This is a genomic window from Streptomyces sp. WAC03905 (assembly GCF_057371075.1).
Genome location: NZ_JBXYDZ010000003.1, coordinates 6,726,038 through 6,749,089, shown reverse-complemented (window position 1 = coordinate 6,749,089; position 23,052 = coordinate 6,726,038). Strand labels below are relative to the sequence as shown.

The following is a 23,052-nucleotide window of genomic DNA, read 5'->3' as shown; positions in this document are numbered from 1 at the left end:
GCCGTACCGACGGCTCGGGCGCGGTGCGGCGGACCGCGCGACGGCGAAGCCTACGATGTCCGGCATGTCTGGCATGCCCGGTACGGTCGTTCTCGAACCGCAGGCCCCCTCCGCCCGCGCGCGGCTGCGGTCCGGTGCCCGCCTGGTGATCTGCGCCGCGGTGCCCTGGTACCTCTGCCTGTGGTGGGGCACCAGTACGGCGCCCGTCCCCGCCGCGCTGCCGGCCGTCCTGATCCTCCGTGAGGACGTGTACGCGGCACCGCGCCTGGCGTGGGAGCGACTGCTCGGGGTCTTCGTGGGCGTGCTGCTCAGCACGGTCCTGCTGGACCGGCTGCCGCCCTCGTCCCTGACCTTCCCGGCCGTGCTGGTGTGCGGCTGCGCCGGCATGTACCTGCTGGGCCGGCCCGGCTCCCCCAACCAGCAGGTCCTCATCACCGCGCTGATGATCTACGCCACGGCACTGCCGGGGTATCCGCTGGCGTGCCTGGCGGAGACCCTCGTCGGGATCGCCGTGGTCGTCCTGCTCGCACCGCTGCTGTGGCCGCCGGATCCCTACCGGTCGGCCGCCGAGGGCCTGGAGGCGTACCGGGCGGGCGTCGGGCGTCTGCTCGACGGAGTGGCCGGCCGGCTCGCCCGCGGCGGGCCGCCCGCAGCTCCGGATCCGCTGCCCGAGGGGGCCGGGCTGTGGCTCCGGCCGCAGGCCTCCCGCGCGGCCTTCGACCGGGCCGCACGGCGCCGGCGCACCCGGAGGCCGCCCGACGGGCTCGACGGGCGCCTGGGGCTGGCCGCCCGGAGCGCCGTGACCCTCCAGTGCTTCACCCAGGAGCTCCAGGAACGCGCCCGCGGTTCGCGCGCCGCCGACACCACCTCGGCCGCCGACACCACCGCGGCCGCCGCGCCCGACGCCGCCCTGCGTGCCCTCGCTCCGCTGGTCCGGTCGACCGCGCTGGCGCTGGACGCCGCCCTGCGCGGGGACGGGTTCGCCGCCGAGCTCGACCGGGCCCGCCGCCTCGACCTCGCGCACAGGGCGGCCCACCCCACCCGGCACGACGCCGTCCTGCGGGCCGGTCTGCACCTGACGCACGAGGCCCTCAACGACCATCTCGCGGCCCGCCGCTGAGGGCCGGCCGGTCCACGGGGGCAGACCGCGGCAGCAGCAGCGGGGTGGCCATGCCGAGGACACCGGCGAGGGCGATGGCCGCGCGGGGGCCGGTGGCGACGGCCAGCAGGCCCCACAGGGCGGTCAGCGCGGCGACCACGGCCTTGCCCGACACCGACCAGGCGAGCAGGGTGCGGGCGGCCCGGTCCGCGGGGGTCCGGGCGAGCCGGCAGGTCGCCAGCAGCGGGTTGAAGACGCCCATGCAGGTGATGAGCCCCAGCTCGACGGCCATGACGAGGACGAGCCCGCTCGGGCCGGAGCCGACGAGCGCCAGCCACGGCAGCCAGCACGCACGCAGCGTTCCCGAGGTGAGCATGACCCGGCGCTCCCCGAACCGGGCGACGAGCCGCGGCGCCAGCCGCGAACCGAGCAGGCCGCCCAGGCAGGGCACGGCGAAGGCGAGCCCGTACTGCCAGGGCGCGAACGCCAGGGGGCCGAGCATGAGAACGGCGAGCAGCGGCGACGTCGCCATGATCAATCCGCTGACCAGCACCGAGTTGAGGAACAGCGGGCGCAGCACGGCGTCGGCGAGGATGTGCCGCCAGCCCTCGAACAGGTCGCCGGCCCGCAGCCGCGGCCGCTGCCGCCGCGGTCCGGCGGGCTCCGTGCGGGGCTCCGCTCCCCCGATCGCGCGGATCCCGGCGGCCGAGAGCAGGTGGCTCACCGCGTTGGCCATGACGGTCACCACCGGCCCGAACGCGGCGATCGCGGCCCCGCCGAGCGGCGGCCCGAGCATGGTGGCGGTCCACGTCGTCGACTCGAAGCGGCCGTTCGCGACGAGCAGGTCCTGCGGCGGTACGAGTTCCTTCAGGCACGCCCCGCCGGCCGCGGTGAAGGCGATGCCGGCCGCGCCGGCCACGACGGAGACGACGAGGAGCTGGGCGAAGGTGAGCGCCCCGAGCAGGTAGGCCGCGGGCACGCTCGTCAGCGCCGCGAACCGGAGCAGGTCCATCGCGATCATCACCCGCCGCTTGGGGCGGGCCTCCACCCACGGGCCGAGCGGCAGCGCCAGCACCGCGCCGACCGCCGGCCCCGCGGCCGCCAGCAGCGACACCTGGCTCGTCCCGACGTGCAGGACGAGGATCGCGATCAGCGGGAACGCGTCGAAGGCCAGCCAGGTGCCGAGCGTGCTGACGGCGTACGACGTCCAGAGCCACCCGAACCGCCGGCCCAGCGACCGCCCGCCCCTCATGATCCGCCCAGCCCCGCTCTCCGTACGGGCGGCCGTGGTGCCGCCAGGGGGATCAAAGCGAGCGGCGCCCCGCCGGGTCAAACCGAGGCACCCTCAGCGGAGCGGCTGTCCGTCGATCGCGGCGAGCCTCTCCACGATCCGCCCGGCGGACATGACGAAGAGCCGGTCGCTGATGGCGGCGGCGAGGTCGAGGGTGGCGAACAGCAGGCCGGTGCCGAAGCGTTCGCGCGGGTGGCGAGGAGGAGCGTGGAGTGTCCCGCAAGGGACCCTGTGGAGTGTCGGTCGGCGGCTCGGCCTGCGGCTCCCTCCGATACTGACTGAAAATTCAGTCTGAAGAACGCAGCGGCGAAAAGCCCCGCTACCGAGGCGCGGAATTCCGTCGTGCGGGAAGGAAGGGAAGAGAACCGGGGCGGGCGGGATCAGCCCTGGCGGAGACCGGCGAGTTCGGCGTCGACGGCGCCGCTCATGAGTTCCCGGGCATGACCGATCTTGATGCCGCCACTGAGCCAGCGCATGCTGAGCCCCTCCAGGAGCGCGGTGAGCCGCTCCGCGGCGGCGGCGAGCGAGGAGGCGGGCGCCATCGGCTGGACCTGGCCCAGCAGCGCCGCCACCTCCTGGACCCACACCAGGGTGGCCCGGGCCAGGTCTTCGCGCAGCACCTCGTCGAAGACGGCACTCGCCCGCAGTTCACCCCAGGCCGAGCTGTTCTCCCGGACCTCGACGGTGTCCTGGAGTTCGAGCAGCAGCGTCTCCTCCAGCTCCTCCCGGGGAGTGAGCGGCGGGTCGTCCGGGTCGCGGTCCGTGGTGTAGCGCTCGGCGCGGTCGTTGATGAACTCGAGGGTCTGGCGCAGGACCCCGGTGCGGTCTTTGAAGTGGTAGTAGATCAGGGCGGTCGACACGCCCGCCTCGGCCGCGAGTTCCTCCACGCGCAGCCCGCGGACCCCGCGCCGGGCGATCACCCGGGCGGCCGCTTCCAGGATCTGAGTGCTGCGAGACGCCATGGACCGCACCCTACCGGGGCGTTCCGGTGCCGAAGTACGCGGCCCGGCGTCGCACCGGGGGGCCGGGCACGGCGTGCGGCGGACGTCGGTCCGCAGCCGCGGGTCCTCGCTGAAGGGACGGTCGGTCGGACCGCGGACCGCACCCCTGCCATTTGACTGAAATTTCAGTCAGTGTCAGAGTGGCGACACGAGGCCGCAGCACTTCTCCGTGCGGAGCGGCCGTTCGCGGCGCGGGGAGCGCACCCTTGTCCGTAGGGCCGGTTTGTCCGCCTACGTGACATGCGCGCCCGCCCTGGTCGGATGTACCCCCTTCCGCCGGCCCACGATCGGAGTTCCCCGTGTCCTTCCTTACCCCCACCCGCCGGACCGTCCTGCGCACCCTCGCCGGAATCGGCGCGATCGTCGCGGGCGCCTCGGCCTGCGGCCCGTCCGCGGTCGGAGTGCAGCCGGACGCCACGAAGAGGTCCGCCCCCGCGGCCGACGGGCGCCGCCTCGGTGCCGAGTGGGAAAGCCACACCCGGACCTTCATGGCCTGGCCGGCGCTGGCGGCCGGGGTGTGGGAGGAGGACCTGCGCCACGTCCGCGAGGACATCGCCCGGATCGCCCGGGCCGTCGGTAAGTACGAGGCGGTCGTCATGATGGCCCGCCCCGACCAGGTGGCCGCGGCCCAGCGGGCCTGCGGCAACGACGTCGAGATCGTCCCGCTCGCGGTGGACGACCTGTGGGCCCGCGACACCGTCCCCGTGTTCGTTGAGGAGGGCGGCAAGGTCGTCGGGGTCGACTTCAACTTCAACGGGTGGGGCAACAAGCAGGAGCACGGGAACGACGGGGCGGTCGCCCGGGCCGTGCTCCAGAAGTACGGGATCCCGCGGGTCCAGGCCCCGCTGGTCGCCGAGGGCGGTTCCTTCGAGACGGACGGCGAGGGCACCCTGCTGGTCACCGAGAGCTCGATCGTCAACGACAACCGCAACCGGGGCAAGAACCGGGACGTGATCGAGGCGGAGCTCAAGCAGACCCTGGGCGTCCAGAAGGTGGTGTGGCTGGCCGGCGTCCGCGGTGAGGACATCACCGACGCGCACGTGGACAGCCTCGTACGGTTCACCGCCCCCGGTGTCGTCCTGCTGGACCGCGCCCACCCCAGCACCCCGGCGGACTCCTGGTCGCGCTCGGCCGACCAGGCGAAGGCCGCCCTGTCGAAGGCGACGGACGCCCGCGGCCGGCGCTTCGAGGTGATCGACCTGCCGCAGCCCGACCTGAGCCGGATCACGGGCGAGGGCGACGACTTCGTGTCGACCTACGCCAACTTCTACATCGCGAACGACGCCGTGTTCATGCCCGAGTTCGGTGACCGCAAGGCCGACGACCGGGCCCGCGGCATCCTGCAGGAGCACTTCCCCCAGCGGGACGTCGTACCGGTGGCGATCGACACGATCGCGTCGGGTGGTGGCGGCATCCACTGCTCGACGCACGACCAGCCGGGCAAGCCGGCCGCCTGACCGCAGCGGGCCCGTGGGCCTCCCGCCACCGGTCCGGGGCCGCCCGGCCGTGACGCGGTACCGTGGCGGGATGGAGCAGCGGATCAGCCTGGTGACCCTGGGCGTCACGGACCTCGCCCGCGCGAAGCGCTTCTACGCGGCGCTGGGCTGGCGCGGCACCGAGGTCGAGGAGACGGTCTTCCACCAGGCGGGCGGGCTGGCGCTGGTCCTCTGGGACCGTGCGAAACTGGCCGCGGACTGCGGTCTGCCGGACGCTCCGAGCGGTGCGCCGCCGGCCGGCTTCGGCGGGATCGCCCTGGCGCACAACGTGCGCACCGACGCCGAGGTGGACGCCGTCCTCGCCGCGGCCGCGGCGGCGGGAGGCACCGTCACCCGCCCGGCCGCCGTCAACGCGATCGGCTTCTACTCGGGCGTCTTCACCGACCCCGACGGCCATGCCTGGGAGATCGCCCACAACCCCGGCTTCACCCTGACCGAGGACGGCTCCCTGATCCTGCCCGACTTCGGCGCCTGAGGAGTGTCCGCACAGGAGTGCCGGCCGCCCACCGGGCAGGCAGGACGCGCGGACAGGGCCCCAGGAAGTCTCCGCACGTAGCGCCGGGCCGCCCGTCCGCGGCGGCCCGCGGCTCGGCCCCGCCCGTTGCCCTGCAGCGTCCCGCCGGAGCAATGCCCGTGCAGGGGAGCCTTCTTGGGGCCGTGTACAGACCGGGGCGGAGGCAGGAGGCGTCACGCCAGGGGGAGTTGGGGGGATTGCCCGACTCGTCCCTGTGTTGACCCTGCGGGCTTCCTTAAGGGAACTTGAAGAAGCCCTCCAAGGGGCGATTCGGGCTGATCACGGGCCTAGGCTCAGGCGGACTCCCCTCCTCCCCTTCTCTTGCGAGGTGTTACCGGCATGAGCCGCAGCCGAACTCCCGAAACGCAGACCCGCGTCGAGGCCCGGCGGAAGAAGACGGTGCGCACCCGCATCGTGCTGTCCGTCACCGCGGCCGCAGCGGTGGTGGCGGTGGGGGTCGCGGTGGCCGACTCCGGCGATGACGCGCGCACCGACCGGCGGGCCGACGGCGCCGTCGGCGCGTCCTCCGGGACGGGCGCCGGGACGGCGACCCCGACCCCCGACGCCCCCACGCCCACCACCGACGCCACGGTCTCGACGAACGCCAGCGCGTCCGCGTCGCCCGATGCCGGTGCCTCGGCCTCGGCGACCCCCACGGACCCCGCGACGGAGCAGAGCAGCAGCCCTGCCAAGCAGGAGTCCTCCCCCGCCGCCAAGCCCCCGAAGAAGCCCGCCACCACCTCCGGCGGAGGTTCCGGCGGCTCGGGCGGATCCGGCGGGGGCGGCAGCACGGGCGGGGGCGGCGGCACCGTCAACGGGGACGCCGAGTCCGCCGTGCTCGCCCTGGTCAACAAGGAGCGGGCGGCCGCCGGATGCGGCGCGCTGACCACCAACGCCAAGCTGAGCGCCGCCGCGCGCGGCTACAGCGACACCATGGCCCGCGCCGGCGTCATGTCGCACACCGGGCCGGACGGGTCCACCATGACCAGCCGCGTCGAGGCCGCCGGCTACAAGTGGTCCAACCTGGGCGAGAACATAGCCCGCGGGCAGGCCGACGCGGACGCCGTGATGAAGGCGTGGATGAACAGCCCCGGCCACCGGGCCAACATCCTCAACTGCGCCTTCAAGGAGATCGGCATCGGCGTCCACAAGGGCGACGGCGGCCCGTGGTGGACGCAGAACTTCGGCGCCTCCAGGTAACCGGAGCCCGGACACCGGCCCCGAAAGCCGCTCCAGGGCCGCTCCAGCGGGCGAAAGCCCCTGAATCCCCCCGAACCACCCCCCACAGCCACGTCCTCCCACCCGTTCGCGGGCGGGAGGACGTCGGCGTTCGCCCGCCGGCGCGAACCGGTTCGGGGGGAGCCGGTGACAGACCGGCCTGCGCGTCGGAGACTATGGGGCCGTGCCCCGAACTCCGCGCTACCTGCTCATATGGCTGTCGTGCACGGCCGCCAGCGTGACCGCCGTGCTCGCCACGGTCCAGTTCGTGGTCGGCTCGACCCGGCACACGCCCCCGGTCGCACGGTCCGCCCCGACGGTCATCGACACGCCTCCCGCCTGGCAGGCGGGGAGCCCGCCCGCCGACGCGCCGTCCCCGAGCGCGTCCGCCAGCCCCTCGCCGACGGCCTCGCAGCGGCCCACCCCGACGACGGCCGCCCCCACGCCCGTCAAGGCCACGTCGAGCGCCCCTCGCAGCGCCGCGCCGCGGAACGTCGACTGCGAGGAAGGCGGAGCGGGCCTCTACACCGTCCCCTCGCAGGGCGGCAAGGTGACGGTGCGGTACGGGAGCCGGGGCGTGTGCCTGATCTCCGCGATCCCGGGCCGCGGCTTCAAGACCTCCACGTCGCAGACCTCGGACAGCACCCTCACCGTCACGTTCACGAGTTCCGACCACCGTTCGGTCATCACGGCGACGATCGATCCGGGAGCGAAGGCCAGCGTCCGCGAATCGTCCTTCTGACGTCCGGGCCGGCCCGCCAACCCCGCCGGTCGACCTCGGCGTTACGGCCGGTACGACCGATCCGCCCGCTTCCGGCAGAGCCCCGGCGAAGCGGAAGGTGAGCTCTTCCTTAGGGCAAGCTCAAGATCGCGCCGACACGGTTCCGCAGGCCGCGAGCGGTCCTATGCTCGCCTCAGCCGAGCGGCCCCCGGCCCCGGGGCACGACGCCCCGAGCACCGTCGGGCCGCCGGTTTCACCGAGCCGGGGGGCGTTTCGCCCATCCCGCAGTCCGAACCGTGCCTTGGGGTGTCTTCGCCATGAGTTCTCGCATGCTCCGACCCGTCCGCGCCGACCGAGCCGACGGTGCCGGCCCCCGTACGACGTCGCCCCGCTCGGCCCCGGCCCGGGGACGGCGCCTGCCGCTGGTCGCCGCGGCCGTCGTGGCGGCGGGCCTGACCGCGGCCTGCGGACCGTCCTCCGAGCCCGCCGGCTCCGCCGCCGCGGCCACGGCCACGGCCGGCCAGTCGTCCCCGGCGTTCCCGTCGGAGTCGGCGACGGCCTCCGCCGAAGCCTCCCCGACCGCGTCGGCCTCGCCGTCCGCCTCCGCGTCCGCCTCCGCCCCGGCCTCCTCCTCGCCGGCCCCGACGCGGGCCCCGTCCGGTTCCTCCTCGTCCGGCGGCGGCTCCGCCAAGCCCGCCCGTACCTCCGCCGCGCCCGCGCCGGCCAAGGTCCCCGGTCCGGGCTACGACAGCTCGGCCGACGCGCAGAAGCTGATCGACGCCGCGCTGCGCTCGGCCAAGGCCGACGGGCGGATGGTGCTGCTCGACTTCGGCGCGAACTGGTGCGGGAACTGCAAGGCCGCCGACAAGGTGTTCGCCCAGTCGCAGACCGCCGGGATCCTCGGGTCCTCGTACCACCTGGTCAAGGTGGACATCGGCGGCAACAACTCCGCCAACTCCGCGCTGCTGCGCAAGTACAGCCCCTCGGGCGGCACCTACACGATGCCGGTCCTGGTCGTGGTCTCACCGTCCGGCACGGTGCGCACCGACACCCATGTCACGGGCAACCCGTCGCTCACCTCGGAGGGCATCAACTCCTTCCTCCGCAAGTGGGCGTCATGAGAGGACCCGTACGGGCGTCCGTGCTCGTCCCGGCCGGTACCGGGCTGGCGGTGGCGGCCGCGCTGGCCGTCGCCGGGCTCTGCACGGACGACGGCCCGGCCCCCGGGTCCGCGGCGGGCGGGCCGGACACGGTCCGCTCCGCGGCCGGGGCGGCGGTCATGGACCCCGCCTCCCGGCCGGACGCGCCGGCCCTGGCCGGAGCCGACCTGGACGGGGAACGGGTCGCGCTCGGTGACTTCCGCGGCCAGGTCGTCGTCCTGAACGCCTGGGGCTCCTGGTGCGGTCCGTGCCGTACGGAGGCGGACGACCTGGAGCGGCTCAGCCGGCAGACGCGGGCCGACGGGGTCCGCTTCCTCGGGATCAACACCCGGGACCGGGACAGGGCGGCCGCACGGTCCTTCGTACGCGCTCACGACATGACGTTCCCCAGCCTGCACGACCCCGACGGCGAACTCCTGCTCCGCTTACCGCCCTCGCTGGTCAACCCGCAGGCGATCCCCTCGACGCTCGTGATCGACCGGCGCGGGCGCGTCGCCGCCGCCATCGGCGGCGCCGTCACCGACGAGCAGCTGCGGCCCCTGCTCGCGCGCGTCCTGCGGGAGGAGTCGTGACGGCGGGCGGGCAGTGGTCGCTCGCCCTCGCGGACGCGCCCTCCCTCGTCAACGGAACGCTCGCGATCGCGGCCCCCGTGGCGTTCGTCGCCGGACTCGTCTCCTTCCTCTCGCCCTGCGTGCTGCCGCTCGTACCGGGCTACCTCAGCTACGTGACCAGCCTGTCGGTCGCCGACCTGGCGGACGCGCGCGGCGGACGGCGCAGCCGGATGGCGACCGGTGCGCTGCTGTTCGTGCTGGGCTTCACCGCGGTCCTCGTCTCCGGCGGCGCCCTGTTCGGGTACTTCGGCCGGAGCCTGCTGGCCCATCAGGAGACGGTCACGCAGGTGCTGGGTGTCCTCACGGTGCTCATGGGGCTGTCCTTCATGGGGTTCCTGCCGGGTTTCACGCAACGGGAGTTCCGCAGCCACCGGCGGCCCGCGCTGGGACTCGCGGGGGCCCCGGCCCTCGGGGCGGTGTTCGCGGTCGGCTGGACCCCGTGCATCGGGCCGACGCTGGCCGCCGTGCAGGCCCTCGCCTGGACCGAGGCCAGCGCGGTCCGCGGGGCCCTGCTGATGGCCGCGTACTGCCTGGGACTGGGGCTGCCGTTCGTCCTGGCCGCACTGGCCTTCCGCCGGGCGCTGGGCGCCTTCGGCCTGGTCAAGCGGCACTACCCGTGGGTCCTGCGGACCGGCGGCGGCATGCTCGTCCTGGTCGGCGTCCTGCTCGCCACCGGGGTGTGGAACGACATGGTCTACACGCTGCAGTTGTGGAGCGCGAGCTTCAGCACGGCCCTGTAGGGCGTGCCCGCGACAGCCCGCCCCCGCCCCCGCCCCTCTCGCCCGGATCCGCTCCGGGATCCGTTCCCGCACCACAGAGGCAGTGATGAAGATTTCCTCGTCCGTACGTCGTTCCCGGAAGGCCCGCGTCGCGGCCGCCCTCCTCTGCCTGGCCGCGCTCTCGGCATGCGGCGGGCAGCCCGCCGCGGACGCCGCCGCCCCCGGCCCGGCCCCCGGCCCGGCCTCCGGCCCCGCCCCCACGACGCGGTTCTCCGAGAACGGCGTCACCGTCACCCTGTCGGTGACCGACTGGAAGGCCTCCGCGGGCACCCTCACGGCGGTCTTCACGCCCGAGGCCGCGGGCTTCCACCTCTACAGCACCGAGCTGCCCGCCACCGGCATCGAGGGGGTCGGCCGGCCGACCGCCGTGGGGGTCAACGGGGCCCTCGCGGCGCAAGGCCCGCTCAAAGCGGCCGGGGAGGTGCGGTCCATCAGCATTCCCGGTGTCGACGCCCCGGTCCCCGTCTACCCCGACGGCCCCGTCACCACGACGCTGCCCGTCCGCGCCGCGGGCGACGGGGACGCGACGGTCCTGGTCGGCTACGCGAGCTGCAGCACGCGGGACGGCTGCACCATTCCGGTGTCCGACCACCCCGTGCGGCTGCGCGTGACCGGTGACGGCCCGACGTTCGTGGCCCCGTGACGGCCGTCCGGACCGGCGCGCGGCGGACCCGCGGCCGCCCGGACCGGTGCGGCACGGCGTGCGGCGGACCCGGCGGCCGCCCGGTTCGGGCGGCTTCGTATGATCCAGGGGTAAGCGTCCGCCCCGACCCGGGGCCGCCGCGCCCCGGGCCCGCCGGCCGCCCACCCACCGATCGCGCGGGCCTGCCGGGTGATCCCGCCCTCCCCGCCGTTCACCGCCGGACGGACGCACGCCCGCCGGCCCTGCCCCGAAGACGTCATCCCCCTTGAGCACCGACCAGATCGCCCCCGAACGCGAGCGCGAGCACGCGCAGGACCGTCCGGCGCGGTCCGCAGCGCCCGCGGCCGTGGCCGCGCGCACCCGGATCCCGTCACGCCTCGTGGGACGCGCCCCCGCTCCGGCGCCGGGCACCGTCCTGCACAGCGTCAGCGGTGCCACCGCCGTGATGCTGGGCCTGGTGGCCATCGGCGCCGCCCTCCACGAACCCGTCCTGATCCCCCCGCTGGCCGCGTCGGCGGCGATCGTGCACAGCGTGCCCGGTCTGCCGCTGGCCCAGCCGCGCAGTGTGATCGCCGGCCATCTGCTGTGCGCCGCCGTCGGGTACGCGGGGCTCGCCGCCTTCGGCAGCTCGCCCTGGGTGGCGGCCGTGGCGGCCGGGCTCGCGCTCGCGGTGATGACCCTGGCCCGGACCCCGCACTCCCCCGCCTGCGCCACCGCCGTGGTCATCGTGCTGCGGACGCCGGATCCGCGTACCTTCGTACCGCTCCTGGCCGGGGCGGCGCTGCTGATCGTCCTCGCGGGGTGCGCCCTCTCGCGCGCCCGCCGCAGCGGAGCCCGCTATCCGCAGTACTGGTGGTGAGCGCCGGCGCGGCGACCCCTAAGGTGTCCGCATGCCGAGCGTCCTGGTCGTGGAAGACGACCCCAGCATCCGCCAGTCCCTGATCGAGGTCCTGACGGAACACGGGTATGCCGTGCGCAGCGCCGCCGACGGGTTCGGCGCCCTGCGCGAGGTCACGCAGACGCCGGTCGACGCCGTGGTCCTCGACCTGGGGCTGCCCGATCTGGACGGAGGGGACGCGCTGCGCATGATCCGGGGCATATCCTCCGTGCCCGTCCTGGTGGCCACCGCCCGCGACGACGAGGCCGAAATCATCAAGATCCTCAACGCGGGCGCGGACGACTACCTGGTCAAGCCGTTCTCCGGCGGACAGCTCGTCGCCCGCCTCTCCGCCGTCCTGCGGCGCACCAGCCACGTCCCGCCCGCCGGAGCCGCCGCCGGCGCTCCCGTCGCGGCGGCGGCCGAACCGCTGCGGGCCACCGTGGTGGGCGAGCTGGCGGTGGACCCGGGGGCGCGCACCGCGTACCTGGCCGGGCGGGAGCTGCGCCTGACCCGGCGGGAGTTCGACCTGCTGGCGTTCCTGGCCCACCACTCGGGGCAGGTCGTCTCCAAGAGGCGGCTGCTGACGGAGGTCTGGCGGGAGCCGTACGTGGACGACCAGACCGTCGACGTGCACCTGTCGTCGTTGCGGCGCAAGCTCGGTGAACGCGCCGCGGCCCCGCGCTACCTGCTGACGGTGCGGGGCGTCGGCATCAAGCTGGTGGCCCCGCGTTGAGGCGCTCCCTGGCCGGAGTGGCCCTCGCCGTGACCTCCATGGTCGCCCTCTCCTTCCTCATACCGCTGGCCATGCTGGTGATGTCGCTGGTCAAGGAGCAGGGCGTCAACGCCGCCGAGCAGCGGGCCGCGGCCCTGGCACCGGTCCTCACCCTGACGACGGACCCGTACGCGCTGCGGGAGTCCGCGGCGAGCCTGGACGCGGCGGAGCACCTGGTGGTGCACCTGCCCGGTTCGGGGGCCCTCGGGCCGTCCAAGGCCCCGGCGGCGCTGCTCGAACGGGCCCAGCAGGGGCGCGAGTCGATCTCCCAGGAGATCCCGAACGGCTGGATCTGCCTGCAGCCGGTGGTGCTCCCCGGTGACCAGGTCGCCGTCATCGAGAACTTCGTCCCCGAGGCGGAGCTCACCCGCGGGGTCAAGGAGTCGTGGGCGGTGATGCTGTTCCTCGCGGTGGGGCTGGTCGCCGGTTCGGTGCTGGTCGCCGACCGCCTCGGCGCGAAGGTCGTGCGGTCCTCGAAGCGGCTGGCGCAGGCGTCGCAGGCGCTGGGCCAGGGTGATCTGGACACCCGCGTGGACCCCATGGGACCGCGGGAGCTGCGCGACGCGGGCATCGCCTTCAACGCGATGGCCCACCGGATGACCGAGCTGCTCGCCGTCGAACGCGAACTCGTCGCCGACCTGTCCCACCGGCTGCGGACCCCGCTGACCGCTCTGCACCTGGCGTCGGAGCGGATGGCCGGCACGCCGGAGTCGGCGCGGGTGGAGGCGGCGGTCGGCGAGCTGGAGACGGAGCTTCCAGGCGATCATCGCCGCGGCGCGCACCCCGCTGGCCGTGGGCCCCATGGGTCAGGGGCTGCTCGGTACGGAACCGGCCGCGGGCAAGGCGTCCGCCGGTTCGGGGTCCTCCGGTCCGCGCTGCGAGGCGGCCGACGTCGTACGGCGCCGTACGGCCTTCTGGTCGGTGCTGGCGGAGCAGCAGAACCGCTGCTGCACGCTCGACCTCACCCAGGAACCGACGGCGGTCAGCCTCTCCGACGACGACATCGCCGCCGTGGTGGACGCGCTGATCGGCAACATCTTCCGGCACACCGCGCCGGGGACGCCGTTCGGCGTCCAGGTCGTGCGCACGGCGCAGGCCGTGGAGCTGGTCGTGGAGGACGGGGGTCCGGGCATCCCCGAACCGGACCGGGCCCTGTCCCGCGGGAGCAGCACCGGGTCCACCGGGCTGGGCCTCGACATCGCGCAGCGGGCTGCGACGGCCACGGGCGGCTCGATGCGGATCGCCCGCGGCCCCTTGGGGGGCGCGCACATCACGGTGACGTTCGCGCTGGCGCCGTCGGCGCCGTCCGGGCGCAGGCTCCGCAGGCCGCGCACGGCGTCGCGCCGCCGCCCGCCCTGGCCGCGCGGCCGCTGACGACTCAGGCGGCGCCCTTGGCGGCCGCCTTGAGCTTGCGCCACACCGTGCCGAGGGCTTCCACGTCGGCCGCGTCGAGGAGGCCGGTGAAGACCGGGGCCAGGGCCTCGCGGCGGGTGGTGTCGGCCTCGGTGAAGAGGGTGCGGCCGGCCGGGGTGAGCGAGACCTCCACCGAGCGGGCGTCACGCGCCGACGGGGTACGCGTGACCAGGCCCCGGCTCTGGAGGGCGTCGACGACCCGGGAGACCTGGCTGCGGCTGAGCAGGGTGCTGTTGCCCAGGACGGAGGCGGGCACCGGCTCGGGGCTGGAAGCCAGCCACAGCATCACCTCGAACCAGGACACGGGCAGGTCGTGGGCCTTGATCAGGGCCTTGTCCACGCGGTCCGTCATGGTCGTACCGGCCCAGACCAGCCCGTAGAAGGCGTAGTCGGCCGCCGGCATCTCGGCTTCTGTGAGCTTCTTCGGCATGTCGCACAGTCTAGAGGTTGCGTGCACACGCACACGACTTTAAGGTGTGTGTGCACGCACATAAACCCGAGCTTCCGAGGTACCCCATGTCCACGCGCCCCACCGCATCCGCCGCGACCGCCGCCGACGCCCCCGTCCGTACCGTCCTGATCACCGGCACGTCCTCCGGGATCGGTCTGACCGCCGCCGTCGCCGCGGCCCGCGCCGGGTGGCGCACGGTGGCCACCCTCCGCGACACCGGCCGGGCCGACGCCCTGCGCGCAGCGGCCGCGGAGGCGGGCGTCGAGATCGACATCCGCCGGCTGGACGTCGTCGACGAGGAGTCCGTCACCGCCGCCGTGGAGGGCGTGATCGCGGACTACGGCCGCCTGGACGCCGTGGTGAACAACGCCGGAGCAGGACACCTCGGCACCCTGGAGCTGGAGACCGTCGCCGACGTCCGCGAGGTCATGGAGGTCAACTTCTTCGGCGTGCTCAACGTCTCCAAGGCGGCGCTCCCCCACCTCCGGGCCACCGGAGGCCGTCTGATCACCGTCACGAGCGTCGGCGGCGTCGTCGGCCAGCCCTTCAACGAGGCCTACTGCGCGGCGAAGTTCGCCGTCGAGGGGTACATGGAGAGCCTGGCGCCCGTCGCGGGCACGCTCGGCGTGAGCGTGTCCGTCGTCGAGCCGGGTGCGGTGGCGACCGAGTTCGTCAACAACATCGGACTCGACCTCGACGCCCGGATCGCCGCGGCCGGACCGTACGCCGACGCGCTGCGCACCTACATCGACCGCACGGTCGGCCAGTTCACGGCGGACGCCGCCCAGACCCCGGCCGGCGCGGCCGAGGCGGTCATGGAGGCGCTGACCGCCGACCGGCCGGCCTTCCGCATCCAGACCTCCCCGTGGGCCCGCGACTTCACCGGGACCAAGCTGACGGACCTGGACGGCGCGGCGGTCCTCGGCATGACCGGGACCTGGGTCGGCGCCTGACGCGCGGGCGGCAGGACATGTGCTCCGCCCGCGGCGGGGCCATCATGGGAGGAGGCCGGCCGGGCCGCCGTCCGGCCGCCGGACCGCCGCGCGGCGGCGCGTCCCCGTCGGGAGGTGACCCGCGCCCATGGACGAATCGCGCAAGGCCTGGATCTCGATCGGCGTCGTCATCGCCGTCATCCTGCTGAACCTCACGGCCATCATCCTCATGAACACGGTCGGCCTGTGACCGTGTGACGGCGCCCCGCCGCCGTCTCGGGTCCGCCCCCGCTCCCGGGGGCGGACCCGCCGCGCGTCCGGGGCCGGCTCCTACGCCCCTCCGCCCGCGCCTCATGTCTGACATTTCCTCAACTCTTCTCCTCTCACGACGAGTTGCGTCTCCCGCGCAGCAGGCAGCCGCTGCGCGGACCCTTGCCGCGGCGACCCGGTTCGCGAATGATGCTCCGGACGCGTCGGTCGGCGGTGGCCGCCTCCGGCCCGCCACCCCCGAACCCGACCGGCCAGGAGGCCTGTTGTGCGGACCAACCGTCACATCCGGAGATCCCTCACCGTCGTCGGCGCCGCCCTCGCGCTCGTCGTCGGCGTCCCGCAGGTGGCCTTCGCCGCTCCGCCCCCGGCGCTCCCCGGCCAGGCCGAGGCGATCGAGCGGACCTTCCAGCCCGCGTACGACTACGACACCGACGGCTGCTACCCGACGCCCGCCATAGGCCCGACCGGGGTGCTGAACGGCGGACTCAAGCCGACCGGGGCCCTCGACGGCAACTGCCGGGACGCGTCCGACCTCGCCAACACCAACGGATACTCGCGCTGGACCTGCAACAACGGCTGGTGCGCCGTGGTCTACGCCCTCTACTTCGAGAAGGACCAGGCGATCCCCGGCATCAGCCTCGGCGGCCACCGCCACGACTGGGAGCACGTCGTGGTCTGGATCCAGGACGACGAGGCGAAGTACGTCGCCACCTCCGCCCACGGCGACTTCGAGGTCCACGCACGGGACCGGATCCGCTGGGACGGCACCCATCCGAAGATCGTCTACCACAAGGACGGAATCGGCACGCACTGCTTCCGCGCGGCGAACACCAACGACGAACCGCCGGAGAACCACCGCGGCACCTGGCAGTACCCCACGCTCGTCGGCTGGTCGGGATACCCGGCGACGCTCCGGGACAAGCTCAGCCAGGCCGACTTCGGCAGCGCGCACTTCGGTCTGAAGGACGGCTCCTTCGCCTCCCACCTGGCGAAGGCCAAGCCGGCGGGCATCCCCTTCGACCCGTACCTCTAGCCGGGCCCGCCCTCGCACCGCCGGGCCGACGCCGCCGCTCCTCCCGCGGTCACAGCCGCAGGAGGAGCAGCGCGATGTCGTCGGCGTGCACGGCGGCGGCGCCCGTGCCGTGCAGAAGGGCCTCGATCAACTCGTCCAGGTCCGCGCCGTCGTTCGCGGCGAGGACCGCGGCCACGTCCTCGGTGCCGCGCTCGGCGTCCACGCCGGAGGCCGTCGGCTTCTCGACCAGCCCGTCGGTGTAGAGGGTCAGCAGGGTCCCGGGGGCCAGCTCCAGGCGGGTGACGGGGCAGGGGGTGTCGGCGCCGATGCCGAGGAGCGGGCAGGGGTCGAGGTCCACGCGGCGCGGCCGGGTCCCCGGGGCGTGCACCAGCGGCGGCGGATGTCCGGCGCTGGCCAGGGTCGCGCACCGGCTCGCGAGGTCGATGTGGACGTAGAGGCAGGACACGAGGAGTTCGGTGTCCAGCCCCGCCAGGAGGCGGCCGGTGCGGGCCAGGACCGCGCCGGGCGGGGCGCCCGCGGCGGCCCGGATGGCGGTGCGGACCTGGCCCATGAGGGCCGCTGCGGCGACGTTGTGTCCCTGGACGTCGCCGATGACCGCCGCGACGGTGGTGGCGTCCAGCGGGATGACGTCGTAGAAGTCGCCTCCGATGTCCATGCCGTGACCCGCGGGCAGGTAGCGGGCGGCGGCCATCAGCCCCGGCACCACCGGCAGGGTGTGCGGGAGGAGCGCCTGCTGGAGGCCGTGGGCGAGGTCGTGCGCCGCGTCGTGGAGCCGGGCCCGGTCCAGGGCCTGCGCGATCAGCCCGGCCAGGGACGTCAGGACGGCGCGCTCGTCGGCGGTGAAGTCGTGCGGCCGCTCGTAGGACAGGATGCAGCAGCCGACCGGGCGGCCGGAGACGGTCAACGGCAGGAACGCCCACGCCTGTTTGCCGCTGATCCGCGGCGCGCCGGGATGGGCCCGGGCCATCGCGGCGGGATCCCCGAAGAAGGCGGGGACGCCGTCGGCCAGTACCTGCCCCGCGGGGGTCAGCCCGGTGCCGAGGGGCAGGCCGTCGAGCCGTTCGATGGTCGCAGGGTCGTAGCCGTGGTATCCGGTGATCTTGAGGCGGCCCGCGTCGGCGGCGGACAGGACGAGCGCGTCCGCGCCGAACGCGGGCAGCACCTGGTGGGCGACCAGCTCGACGACGTCGCGGACGGTGACGGTCTCGGTCATGGCGGCCGCGAGGTGCAGGAGCTGGTGGATGCGGCCGGTGTGCGCGACGGCCGCGCCCGCGGTAGGACCGGCCGGGGGCGTCTCCACGTGCCGGGCGGGCCGGGTGACGCGGACGCTGATGCCGCTGGAGTCCGGGTAGAGCTGGAAGCGCAGCGGGATGTCCGGCGGGCGCAGGGCGGTGAACTCGACCGGTTCGCGACTGACCACGGCGGACCGGTAGCGGTCCTCGACCAGGGGTGCGTCCAGCCAGGGCAGGGACTGCCAGGGCCAGGTGCCCAGCAGCCGGCCGGACGTACGGCCGAGGAGGTCCGCGGCGGTGCCGTCCACGAAGGTGATCCGGCCCTCCAGGTCCAGGGCCAGGGCACCCTCCGGCAGGCGTTCGGCCCAGTCTGCGGCGGCCTGCGCCGGCCGTGCGCCGTAGGTGCGGGGCGGTGCGACCGGGATGACGCGGGGCCGCTCGGGCACGACCGGCGGATCGTCGGCCTCGTCCAGCATGCGGGCGATACGGCGCGCGGCGGAGATCACGTGGTGCTGTTCGCGCGCGCTCGCGGTACGGGCGTGGCCGGCGGGCCACAGCAGGAAGAGTGCGCCGTGCGCGCCGCGGCGGCCCTTCAGCGGAGCCGCGGCCAGGCAGAACTCGTACGGCAGGCTGACCGCGGCCTGCGGGTAGTCGTGCGCCAGGTCCTCCTGCGAGCCGATCCACACCAGCCGGTCCTCGCGCACGGCGTCGCTCACGGGGGTGGAGGAGCCCACGGGGATGCGGTGCCAGGGCCACGCCACATCGGCCGGCACGCCGCACAGGACGACGAGCGCCAGGAGGCCGCGCTCGGGCCCGTCCCAGAGGTGGAACCCGCCCGCGGACGCCCCGGTCCGACGGATCGTCGCGGTCAGCGCCTCGTCCAGCAGCCACGAGCCGGCCTCCCGGTCCGCCGCCCCGCCGCCGGCCCCGGGGCGCGCGACCGCGCCCGGACCCGGGCCCGCGTCGGCTCCCGCCGGGCCTCCCGCCGGGCCTTCACCGCCGCCGCTCACGGCCCACCTCCCGTCACGGCCGGTCGCGGGTCCGCACCGGCGGCCCGTCAGGGACCGGACGAATCCTGCGCCGACGCCCCGTCCACGGCGCCGAACTCCTTGACGAACGCGGCGCAGAAGGCGTCGAGGTCGTCGGGCCTTCGGCTGGACACCAGCGTGCCGGGCGCCTCGCGGCAGACCCGTACCTCTTCGTCGACCCAGGTGGCGCCGGCGTTGCGCAGGTCGGTGGCGAGGCTCGGCCAGGACGTCAGGGTCCTGTCCCGCACCACGTCCGCCTCGATCAGCGTCCAGGCCGCGTGGCAGATCGCGGCGACCGGGCGGCCGGTCCGGAAGAAGCCGCGTACGAACTCGACGGCGTCCCCGTCCATGCGCAGGGCGTCGGGATTGGCGACACCGCCGGGCAGTACCAGGGCGTCGAAGTCGTCCGGTGCGGCCGCGCCGACCACGTCGTCGACCGGGAAGGTGTCCGCCTTGGCGAGGTGGTGGAAGGCCTGGACCTCGCCGTTCTCGGTCGACACGAGACGTGGTTGCCAGCCCTGATCCGCCACGGCCTGCCAGGGCCGCTCCAGCTCGATCTGCTCGACGCCTTCCGGCGCCACGAGGAACGCCACCCTCATCGTCTCCACGTCCTTCCACGGTGATTGCGTCCGGCCGCCCTCCCGGCCCGCCCGCGCACTGCGCCTGCCCCTTCGGACGGAGGGCAAACGGCCGGGCCGAACGGGACGCCCGTATGATCGGGGACGCGTCGGCCCCGGCCGTCACCCCCTGACGCGACAGGCCCTGACGAGACAGGCGAGGACGTGCACGTGCACAGGACCGTGACCGAACTCGCGGACGGCCGCGAGCTGATCTACTACGACAGCGAGCCCGGCCGGGACCGCGCGGCCGAGGACCGGCGCCCGCTGGACCCGGTCGGGAACACCCCCGAACTGCGCCAGGACCCGGCCACCGGCGACTGGGTGACGATCGCCGCCCACCGGCAGTCCCGCACCTACCACCCGCCGGCCGGCGCCTGCCCGCTGTGCCCCTCCCGGGACGGCCGGCAGAGCGAGATCCCGGCCGACGACTACGAGGTGGCCGTCTTCGAGAACCGCTTCCCGTCCCTCGCCGGTGAGGCCGGGCGCTGCGAGGTCGTCTGCTTCACCCCGGAGCACGACGCCGGCTTCGCCGACCTCACTGTGCAGCGGGCCCGGCTGGTCCTGGACGCCTGGACCGACCGCACCGCCGCCCTGTCCGCCCGCCCCGGCGTCCGGCAGGTGTACTGCTTCGAGAACCGCGGCGCGGAGATCGGCGTGACGCTGGCCCACCCGCACGGCCAGATCTACGCCTTCTCCACCACCACCCCGCGCACCGCCAAGCACCTCGCCGCCGCGGCCGCGCACCGCGCCCGCACCGGGCGCAACCTCTTCGAGGACATCCTCGAAGAGGCCCGCGCGGCCACCGAACGCGTGGTCCTCGCCGGGGAGCACTGGACCGCCTTCGTGCCGTACGCCGCGCGCTGGCCGTACGAGGTCCACCTCCACCCGCACCGCCGGGTACCCGATCTGACCGCGCTCACCGAGGCGGAACGCGCGGAGTTCCCCGGCCTGTACCTGGACCTGCTGCGCCGTTTCGACCGGCTCTTCGACCGGGACGCGCCCACCCCCTACATCGCGGCCTGGCACCAGGCCCCGCTGGTCGGTGGCGGGGAACTCGCCCTGCACCTGGAGCTGTTCACGATCCGGCGCAGCGCCGACAAGCTCAAGTACACCGCCGGGACCGAAGCCGGGATGGACGCCTTCATGAACGACGTGGCACCCGAGGCGGCGGCGCGGCGGCTGCGGGAGGTCCGGTGACCGGGCCCGCGGCCGGAGCGTCGACCGAAGCCGCCGCCGTGCGGCGGGAGTTCGAGCGGATCCACGGCCGCTCCCCGGACGGGGTGTGGGCCGCCCCGGGCCGGGTCAACCTGATCGGCGAGCACACCGACTACAACGACGGCTTCGCCCTGCCGATGGCGCTGCCCCGGACCACCGTGCTGGCCGCCGGCCGCCGCGACGACGGCATGCTGCGTCTGCACAGCGCGCAGGGCGACGGCCGGGTCACCGAGCTGGCCGTGGTGGACCTCGCCCCCGGCGCGGTCCCCGGCTGGGCGCGCTACCCCGCCGGGGTGGTCTGGGCGCTGCGGGAGCGGGGCCTGCCGGCCGGCGGCGCCGACGTGCACCTGGACAGCACCGTGCCGACCGGCGCGGGCCTGTCCTCCTCCGCGGCCCTGGAGTGCGCGGTCGCCGTCGCCTACGACGAGCTGTACGCGCTGCGGCTGTCGCGGCCGGAGCTGGCGCGCGTGGCGCAGTACGCCGAGAACGCCTTCGCCGGCGTGCCCTGCGGGGTGATGGACCAGATGGCCTCGATGTGCTGCGCCGAAGGCAGCGCCCTGCACCTCGACAGCCGCAGTCCGGACGTCCGGCAGGTCCCCTTCGACCTCACCGGCCACGGGCTGCGCCTGCTGGTGCTCGACACCCGGGTGGCGCACGACCTCGCCGACGGGGCGTACGCGGCGCTGCGCGCGGGGTGCGAGCGGGCGGCGGGACTGCTGGGACTGACCGCCCTGCGGGACCTTTCCGAGGCGGAGCTGTCCGGCGCCCTGGCACAGTTGCCCGACGGCCTCGCCCCGCTGGTCCGGCACGTGGTCACCGAGAACGCCCGGGTCGGCCGGGCGGTGGAGCGGCTCGCGGCGGGGGAACCGGGCGCTCTGGGACCGCTGTTGACGGCCGGTCACGCCTCCCTCCGGGACGACTACGGGGTCTCGTGCCCGGAGACGGACCTCGCCGTGGAGGCGGCGGTCGCCGCCGGCGCCCTGGGTGCCCGGATGACCGGCGGGGGCTTCGGAGGTTCGGTGATCGCGCTGGTCCCGGACGCGGCGGCCGCGTCCGTGTCCCGGGCGGTGACGGACGCCTTCGCGGGGGCGGGCTTCGCGGCGCCGGCCGTGCTGGAGGCCGTGCCGTCGGCGGGGGCCCGCCGCATCGGCTGACCGGAGCCCCGTGCGTACCTCCGGGGGAGGAAACGGTCCGCTGAAGGACGCGGACGAGGGCAGTGACGTCCGCGCGGGGCTGAGGGGCGTCGAGATGTGCGCGGGTCCGCCGTGCGAGATCGAGCCGGAGCCCGCCCCGGCCGGGCCGGGCCCGGCCATGATCCGCCGGACACGCGCTACCGGACCCCGCCCGTGAGCAGCAGGGGGGCGGGGCTGCCGTCCGTCCAGTCCGGGGGGATCGCGGCGAACGCGTCGGCGACGGCGGCGGCCCGGAGGAAGGCCGCGCCGTGACCCGCGGCGATCCGGGCGCCGGCGCCCGTCCAGGTGACGGGGACCAGCCGGGTCAGCCCGGGGGCGGGCCGCAGCGATCCCGTCACCGGTACCCGGGGCAGCGGGGCGGGCGCCCGGCCGCAGAGGCCGGCGAGCAGCGGGCCGAGCAGGGTATGGGCGGCGACCAGGGCCGCGTACGGGTTCCCCGGAAGCCCCACCACCCAGCCGCCGGAGGGGAGTTCGGCGAGGAGCATCGGGTGGCCCGGGCGGCAGGCGACCGTGTCGACGACGAGCCGGGCCCCGGCGTCGGCGAGCAGTCGGCGCAACTGGTCGGTGGTGCCGACGGAGGTGGAGCCGGTGACCACCACGACCTCGGCGTCCGGCGTGCCGCGCACGGCGGCGGCCAGTGATCCGGCCGGCCGGTCGTGGACGTGCCGCACCGCACGGCACTCGCCGCCCAGCGCGGCGACCAGGGCGGGCAGGGCCGGTCCGAGGGCGTCACGCACCCGCCCCGGGCCCGCCGGGCCGGCGTGGTCCAGTTCGTCGCCGGTGACCAGGACGCTGACCCGGGGCGCGGGCCGCACCGGCAGGGTGTCGTGCCCGCAGGACGCGGCGAGTCCGAGCAGCGCCGGGCCGACCGGGGTGCCCGCCGGGGCGAGGAGACGGCCGGCCGGGGCGTCCTCACCGGTCCTGCGGATGTGCCGGCCGGGCGGCGGCACGGGTCCGGCGACCAGGCCGTCGCAGCCGGGGCGCGCCGCCTCCACCGGCAGCACCGCGCACGCTCCCGCCGGGACCTGTGCGCCGGTGGAGATCTCCACGCACTCCCCCGCGGCGAGGTCTCCCGGCCACACCGTGCCCGCGCGCACGGCTCCGCGGACCCGCCAGGGGCCGGGGCCCGCCACCGCGTACCCGTCCATGGCGGCCGTGTCGAACGCCGGCAGCGGGTGCGCGGTGCGCAGGGCCCCGGCCAGGGTGAGGCCGGTGGCGTCCGCGAGCGGCACCGTGCGGGCGGCCGACGCAGCCGGCGCGGCGTGGGCCCGGCTGCGGGCGTGGGCCCAGGGCAGTGCCCGAACGGCGGGTGCGGATGCGGATGCGGATGCGGATGTGGGCGCGGTGGTGGCCGTCGCGGTCGCGGGAGGCATGGGACGACTGTCGTCCCGCGGCGTTTCGGGGCGGCGCCCGACGGGTTGCCGTGCCGCACCGAACGGCTCACGGCGTCCGGCCCCCGGGTGTGAGCCCTTCCGCCGCC

General features: G+C 75.1%; 21 protein-coding genes and 1 pseudogene. 16 read left to right on the top strand and 6 right to left on the bottom strand.

The window, feature by feature from the left end:
* The first annotated feature begins 64 nt into the window (after positions 1–64).
* Positions 65–1,120: an FUSC family protein gene (locus AC2RP6_RS32975; protein WP_486449494.1), complete on the top strand. Its 1,056-nt coding sequence runs from the start codon at positions 65–67 to the stop codon at positions 1,118–1,120.
* Here AC2RP6_RS32975 and AC2RP6_RS32970 read toward each other — a convergent pair.
* Positions 1,092–2,351, bottom strand: a complete 1,260-nt coding sequence (locus AC2RP6_RS32970; RefSeq protein WP_486449493.1) for an MFS transporter — start codon at positions 2,349–2,351, stop codon at positions 1,092–1,094. The genes AC2RP6_RS32975 and AC2RP6_RS32970 overlap by 29 nt on opposite strands.
* A gap of 419 nt (positions 2,352–2,770) precedes the next feature.
* The gene (locus AC2RP6_RS32965) at positions 2,771–3,352 is read right to left on the bottom strand and encodes a TetR/AcrR family transcriptional regulator (protein ID WP_486449492.1); all 582 of its coding nucleotides are present in this window, start codon (positions 3,350–3,352) and stop codon (positions 2,771–2,773) included.
* A 338-nt stretch (positions 3,353–3,690) separates the two neighbouring features.
* Between AC2RP6_RS32965 and AC2RP6_RS32960 the strand changes: the two genes are divergently transcribed.
* The 11 genes and pseudogenes from AC2RP6_RS32960 (at position 3,691) to AC2RP6_RS32910 (ending at position 13,559) form a co-directional block, all read left to right on the top strand.
* Positions 3,691–4,848 (top strand): agmatine deiminase family protein, encoded by a 1,158-nt coding sequence (locus AC2RP6_RS32960; RefSeq protein ID WP_486449491.1) that lies wholly within the window; start codon positions 3,691–3,693, stop codon positions 4,846–4,848.
* Positions 4,849–4,918: 70 nt separating this feature from the next.
* Complete coding sequence (locus AC2RP6_RS32955; protein WP_486449490.1) at positions 4,919–5,362, top strand: VOC family protein; 444 nt, start codon at positions 4,919–4,921, stop codon at positions 5,360–5,362.
* Between the two features lie 378 nt (positions 5,363–5,740).
* On the top strand, positions 5,741–6,601 hold the full coding sequence (locus AC2RP6_RS32950; protein ID WP_486449489.1) for a CAP domain-containing protein: 861 nt from the start codon (positions 5,741–5,743) through the stop codon (positions 6,599–6,601).
* A 202-nt stretch (positions 6,602–6,803) separates the two neighbouring features.
* On the top strand, positions 6,804–7,361 hold the full coding sequence (locus AC2RP6_RS32945) for a hypothetical protein (protein ID WP_486449488.1): 558 nt from the start codon (positions 6,804–6,806) through the stop codon (positions 7,359–7,361).
* Between the two features lie 308 nt (positions 7,362–7,669).
* Positions 7,670–8,461, top strand: coding sequence for a thioredoxin family protein (locus AC2RP6_RS32940; RefSeq protein ID WP_486449487.1), 792 nt, complete (start codon positions 7,670–7,672; stop codon positions 8,459–8,461).
* On the top strand, positions 8,458–9,072 hold the full coding sequence (locus AC2RP6_RS32935; protein ID WP_486450535.1) for a TlpA family protein disulfide reductase: 615 nt from the start codon (positions 8,458–8,460) through the stop codon (positions 9,070–9,072). The genes AC2RP6_RS32940 and AC2RP6_RS32935 overlap by 4 nt, the downstream gene beginning before the upstream one ends.
* A complete protein-coding gene (locus tag AC2RP6_RS32930) occupies positions 9,069–9,851 on the top strand; it encodes a cytochrome c biogenesis CcdA family protein (RefSeq protein ID WP_486449486.1) in 783 nt (260 codons plus the stop codon). The genes AC2RP6_RS32935 and AC2RP6_RS32930 overlap by 4 nt, the downstream gene beginning before the upstream one ends.
* 85 nt (positions 9,852–9,936) lie before the next feature.
* The gene (locus tag AC2RP6_RS32925; RefSeq protein ID WP_486449485.1) at positions 9,937–10,533 is read left to right on the top strand and encodes a hypothetical protein; all 597 of its coding nucleotides are present in this window, start codon (positions 9,937–9,939) and stop codon (positions 10,531–10,533) included.
* A gap of 265 nt (positions 10,534–10,798) precedes the next feature.
* Positions 10,799–11,392: an HPP family protein gene (locus tag AC2RP6_RS32920; protein ID WP_486449484.1), complete on the top strand. Its 594-nt coding sequence runs from the start codon at positions 10,799–10,801 to the stop codon at positions 11,390–11,392.
* A gap of 31 nt (positions 11,393–11,423) precedes the next feature.
* Entirely contained in the window at positions 11,424–12,146 is a 723-nt protein-coding gene (locus AC2RP6_RS32915) for a response regulator transcription factor (protein ID WP_486449483.1), read from the top strand.
* Positions 12,143–13,559, top strand: a pseudogene (locus AC2RP6_RS32910) (HAMP domain-containing sensor histidine kinase). Before AC2RP6_RS32915 ends, AC2RP6_RS32910 begins: the two are co-directional and overlap by 4 nt.
* Before the next feature lie 4 nt (positions 13,560–13,563).
* Here the strand turns inward: AC2RP6_RS32910 and AC2RP6_RS32905 are convergent.
* Positions 13,564–14,028 carry a MarR family winged helix-turn-helix transcriptional regulator gene (locus tag AC2RP6_RS32905; RefSeq protein WP_486449482.1) on the bottom strand — a complete coding sequence of 155 codons (465 nt, stop codon included), beginning with the start codon at positions 14,026–14,028 and terminating at the stop codon, positions 13,564–13,566.
* A gap of 86 nt (positions 14,029–14,114) precedes the next feature.
* Between AC2RP6_RS32905 and AC2RP6_RS32900 the strand changes: the two genes are divergently transcribed.
* Both AC2RP6_RS32900 and AC2RP6_RS32895 read left to right on the top strand, forming a co-directional pair.
* Positions 14,115–15,002: an SDR family NAD(P)-dependent oxidoreductase gene (locus AC2RP6_RS32900; RefSeq protein ID WP_486449481.1), complete on the top strand. Its 888-nt coding sequence runs from the start codon at positions 14,115–14,117 to the stop codon at positions 15,000–15,002.
* A gap of 514 nt (positions 15,003–15,516) precedes the next feature.
* Positions 15,517–16,284, top strand: coding sequence for an NPP1 family protein (locus AC2RP6_RS32895; RefSeq protein ID WP_486449480.1), 768 nt, complete (start codon positions 15,517–15,519; stop codon positions 16,282–16,284).
* A gap of 49 nt (positions 16,285–16,333) precedes the next feature.
* Here AC2RP6_RS32895 and AC2RP6_RS32890 read toward each other — a convergent pair whose 3' ends face one another.
* Positions 16,334–18,400: a SpoIIE family protein phosphatase gene (locus tag AC2RP6_RS32890; RefSeq protein WP_486450534.1), complete on the bottom strand. Its 2,067-nt coding sequence runs from the start codon at positions 18,398–18,400 to the stop codon at positions 16,334–16,336.
* A 173-nt stretch (positions 18,401–18,573) separates the two neighbouring features.
* A complete protein-coding gene (locus AC2RP6_RS32885) occupies positions 18,574–19,143 on the bottom strand; it encodes a type 1 glutamine amidotransferase domain-containing protein (protein ID WP_486450533.1) in 570 nt (189 codons plus the stop codon).
* Positions 19,144–19,332: 189 nt separating this feature from the next.
* On the opposite strand from AC2RP6_RS32885, the gene galT reads away from it, so the two are divergent.
* Positions 19,333–20,361: a galactose-1-phosphate uridylyltransferase gene (gene galT, locus AC2RP6_RS32880; protein WP_486449479.1), complete on the top strand. Its 1,029-nt coding sequence runs from the start codon at positions 19,333–19,335 to the stop codon at positions 20,359–20,361.
* Positions 20,358–21,533, top strand: coding sequence for a galactokinase (galK, locus tag AC2RP6_RS32875; protein WP_486449478.1), 1,176 nt, complete (start codon positions 20,358–20,360; stop codon positions 21,531–21,533). The genes galT and galK overlap by 4 nt, the downstream gene beginning before the upstream one ends.
* 176 nt (positions 21,534–21,709) lie before the next feature.
* On the opposite strand, the gene AC2RP6_RS32870 is transcribed toward galK, so the two are convergent.
* A complete protein-coding gene (locus AC2RP6_RS32870; RefSeq protein WP_486449477.1) occupies positions 21,710–22,945 on the bottom strand; it encodes a molybdopterin molybdotransferase MoeA in 1,236 nt (411 codons plus the stop codon).
* Positions 22,946–23,052: the final 107 nt, after the last annotated feature.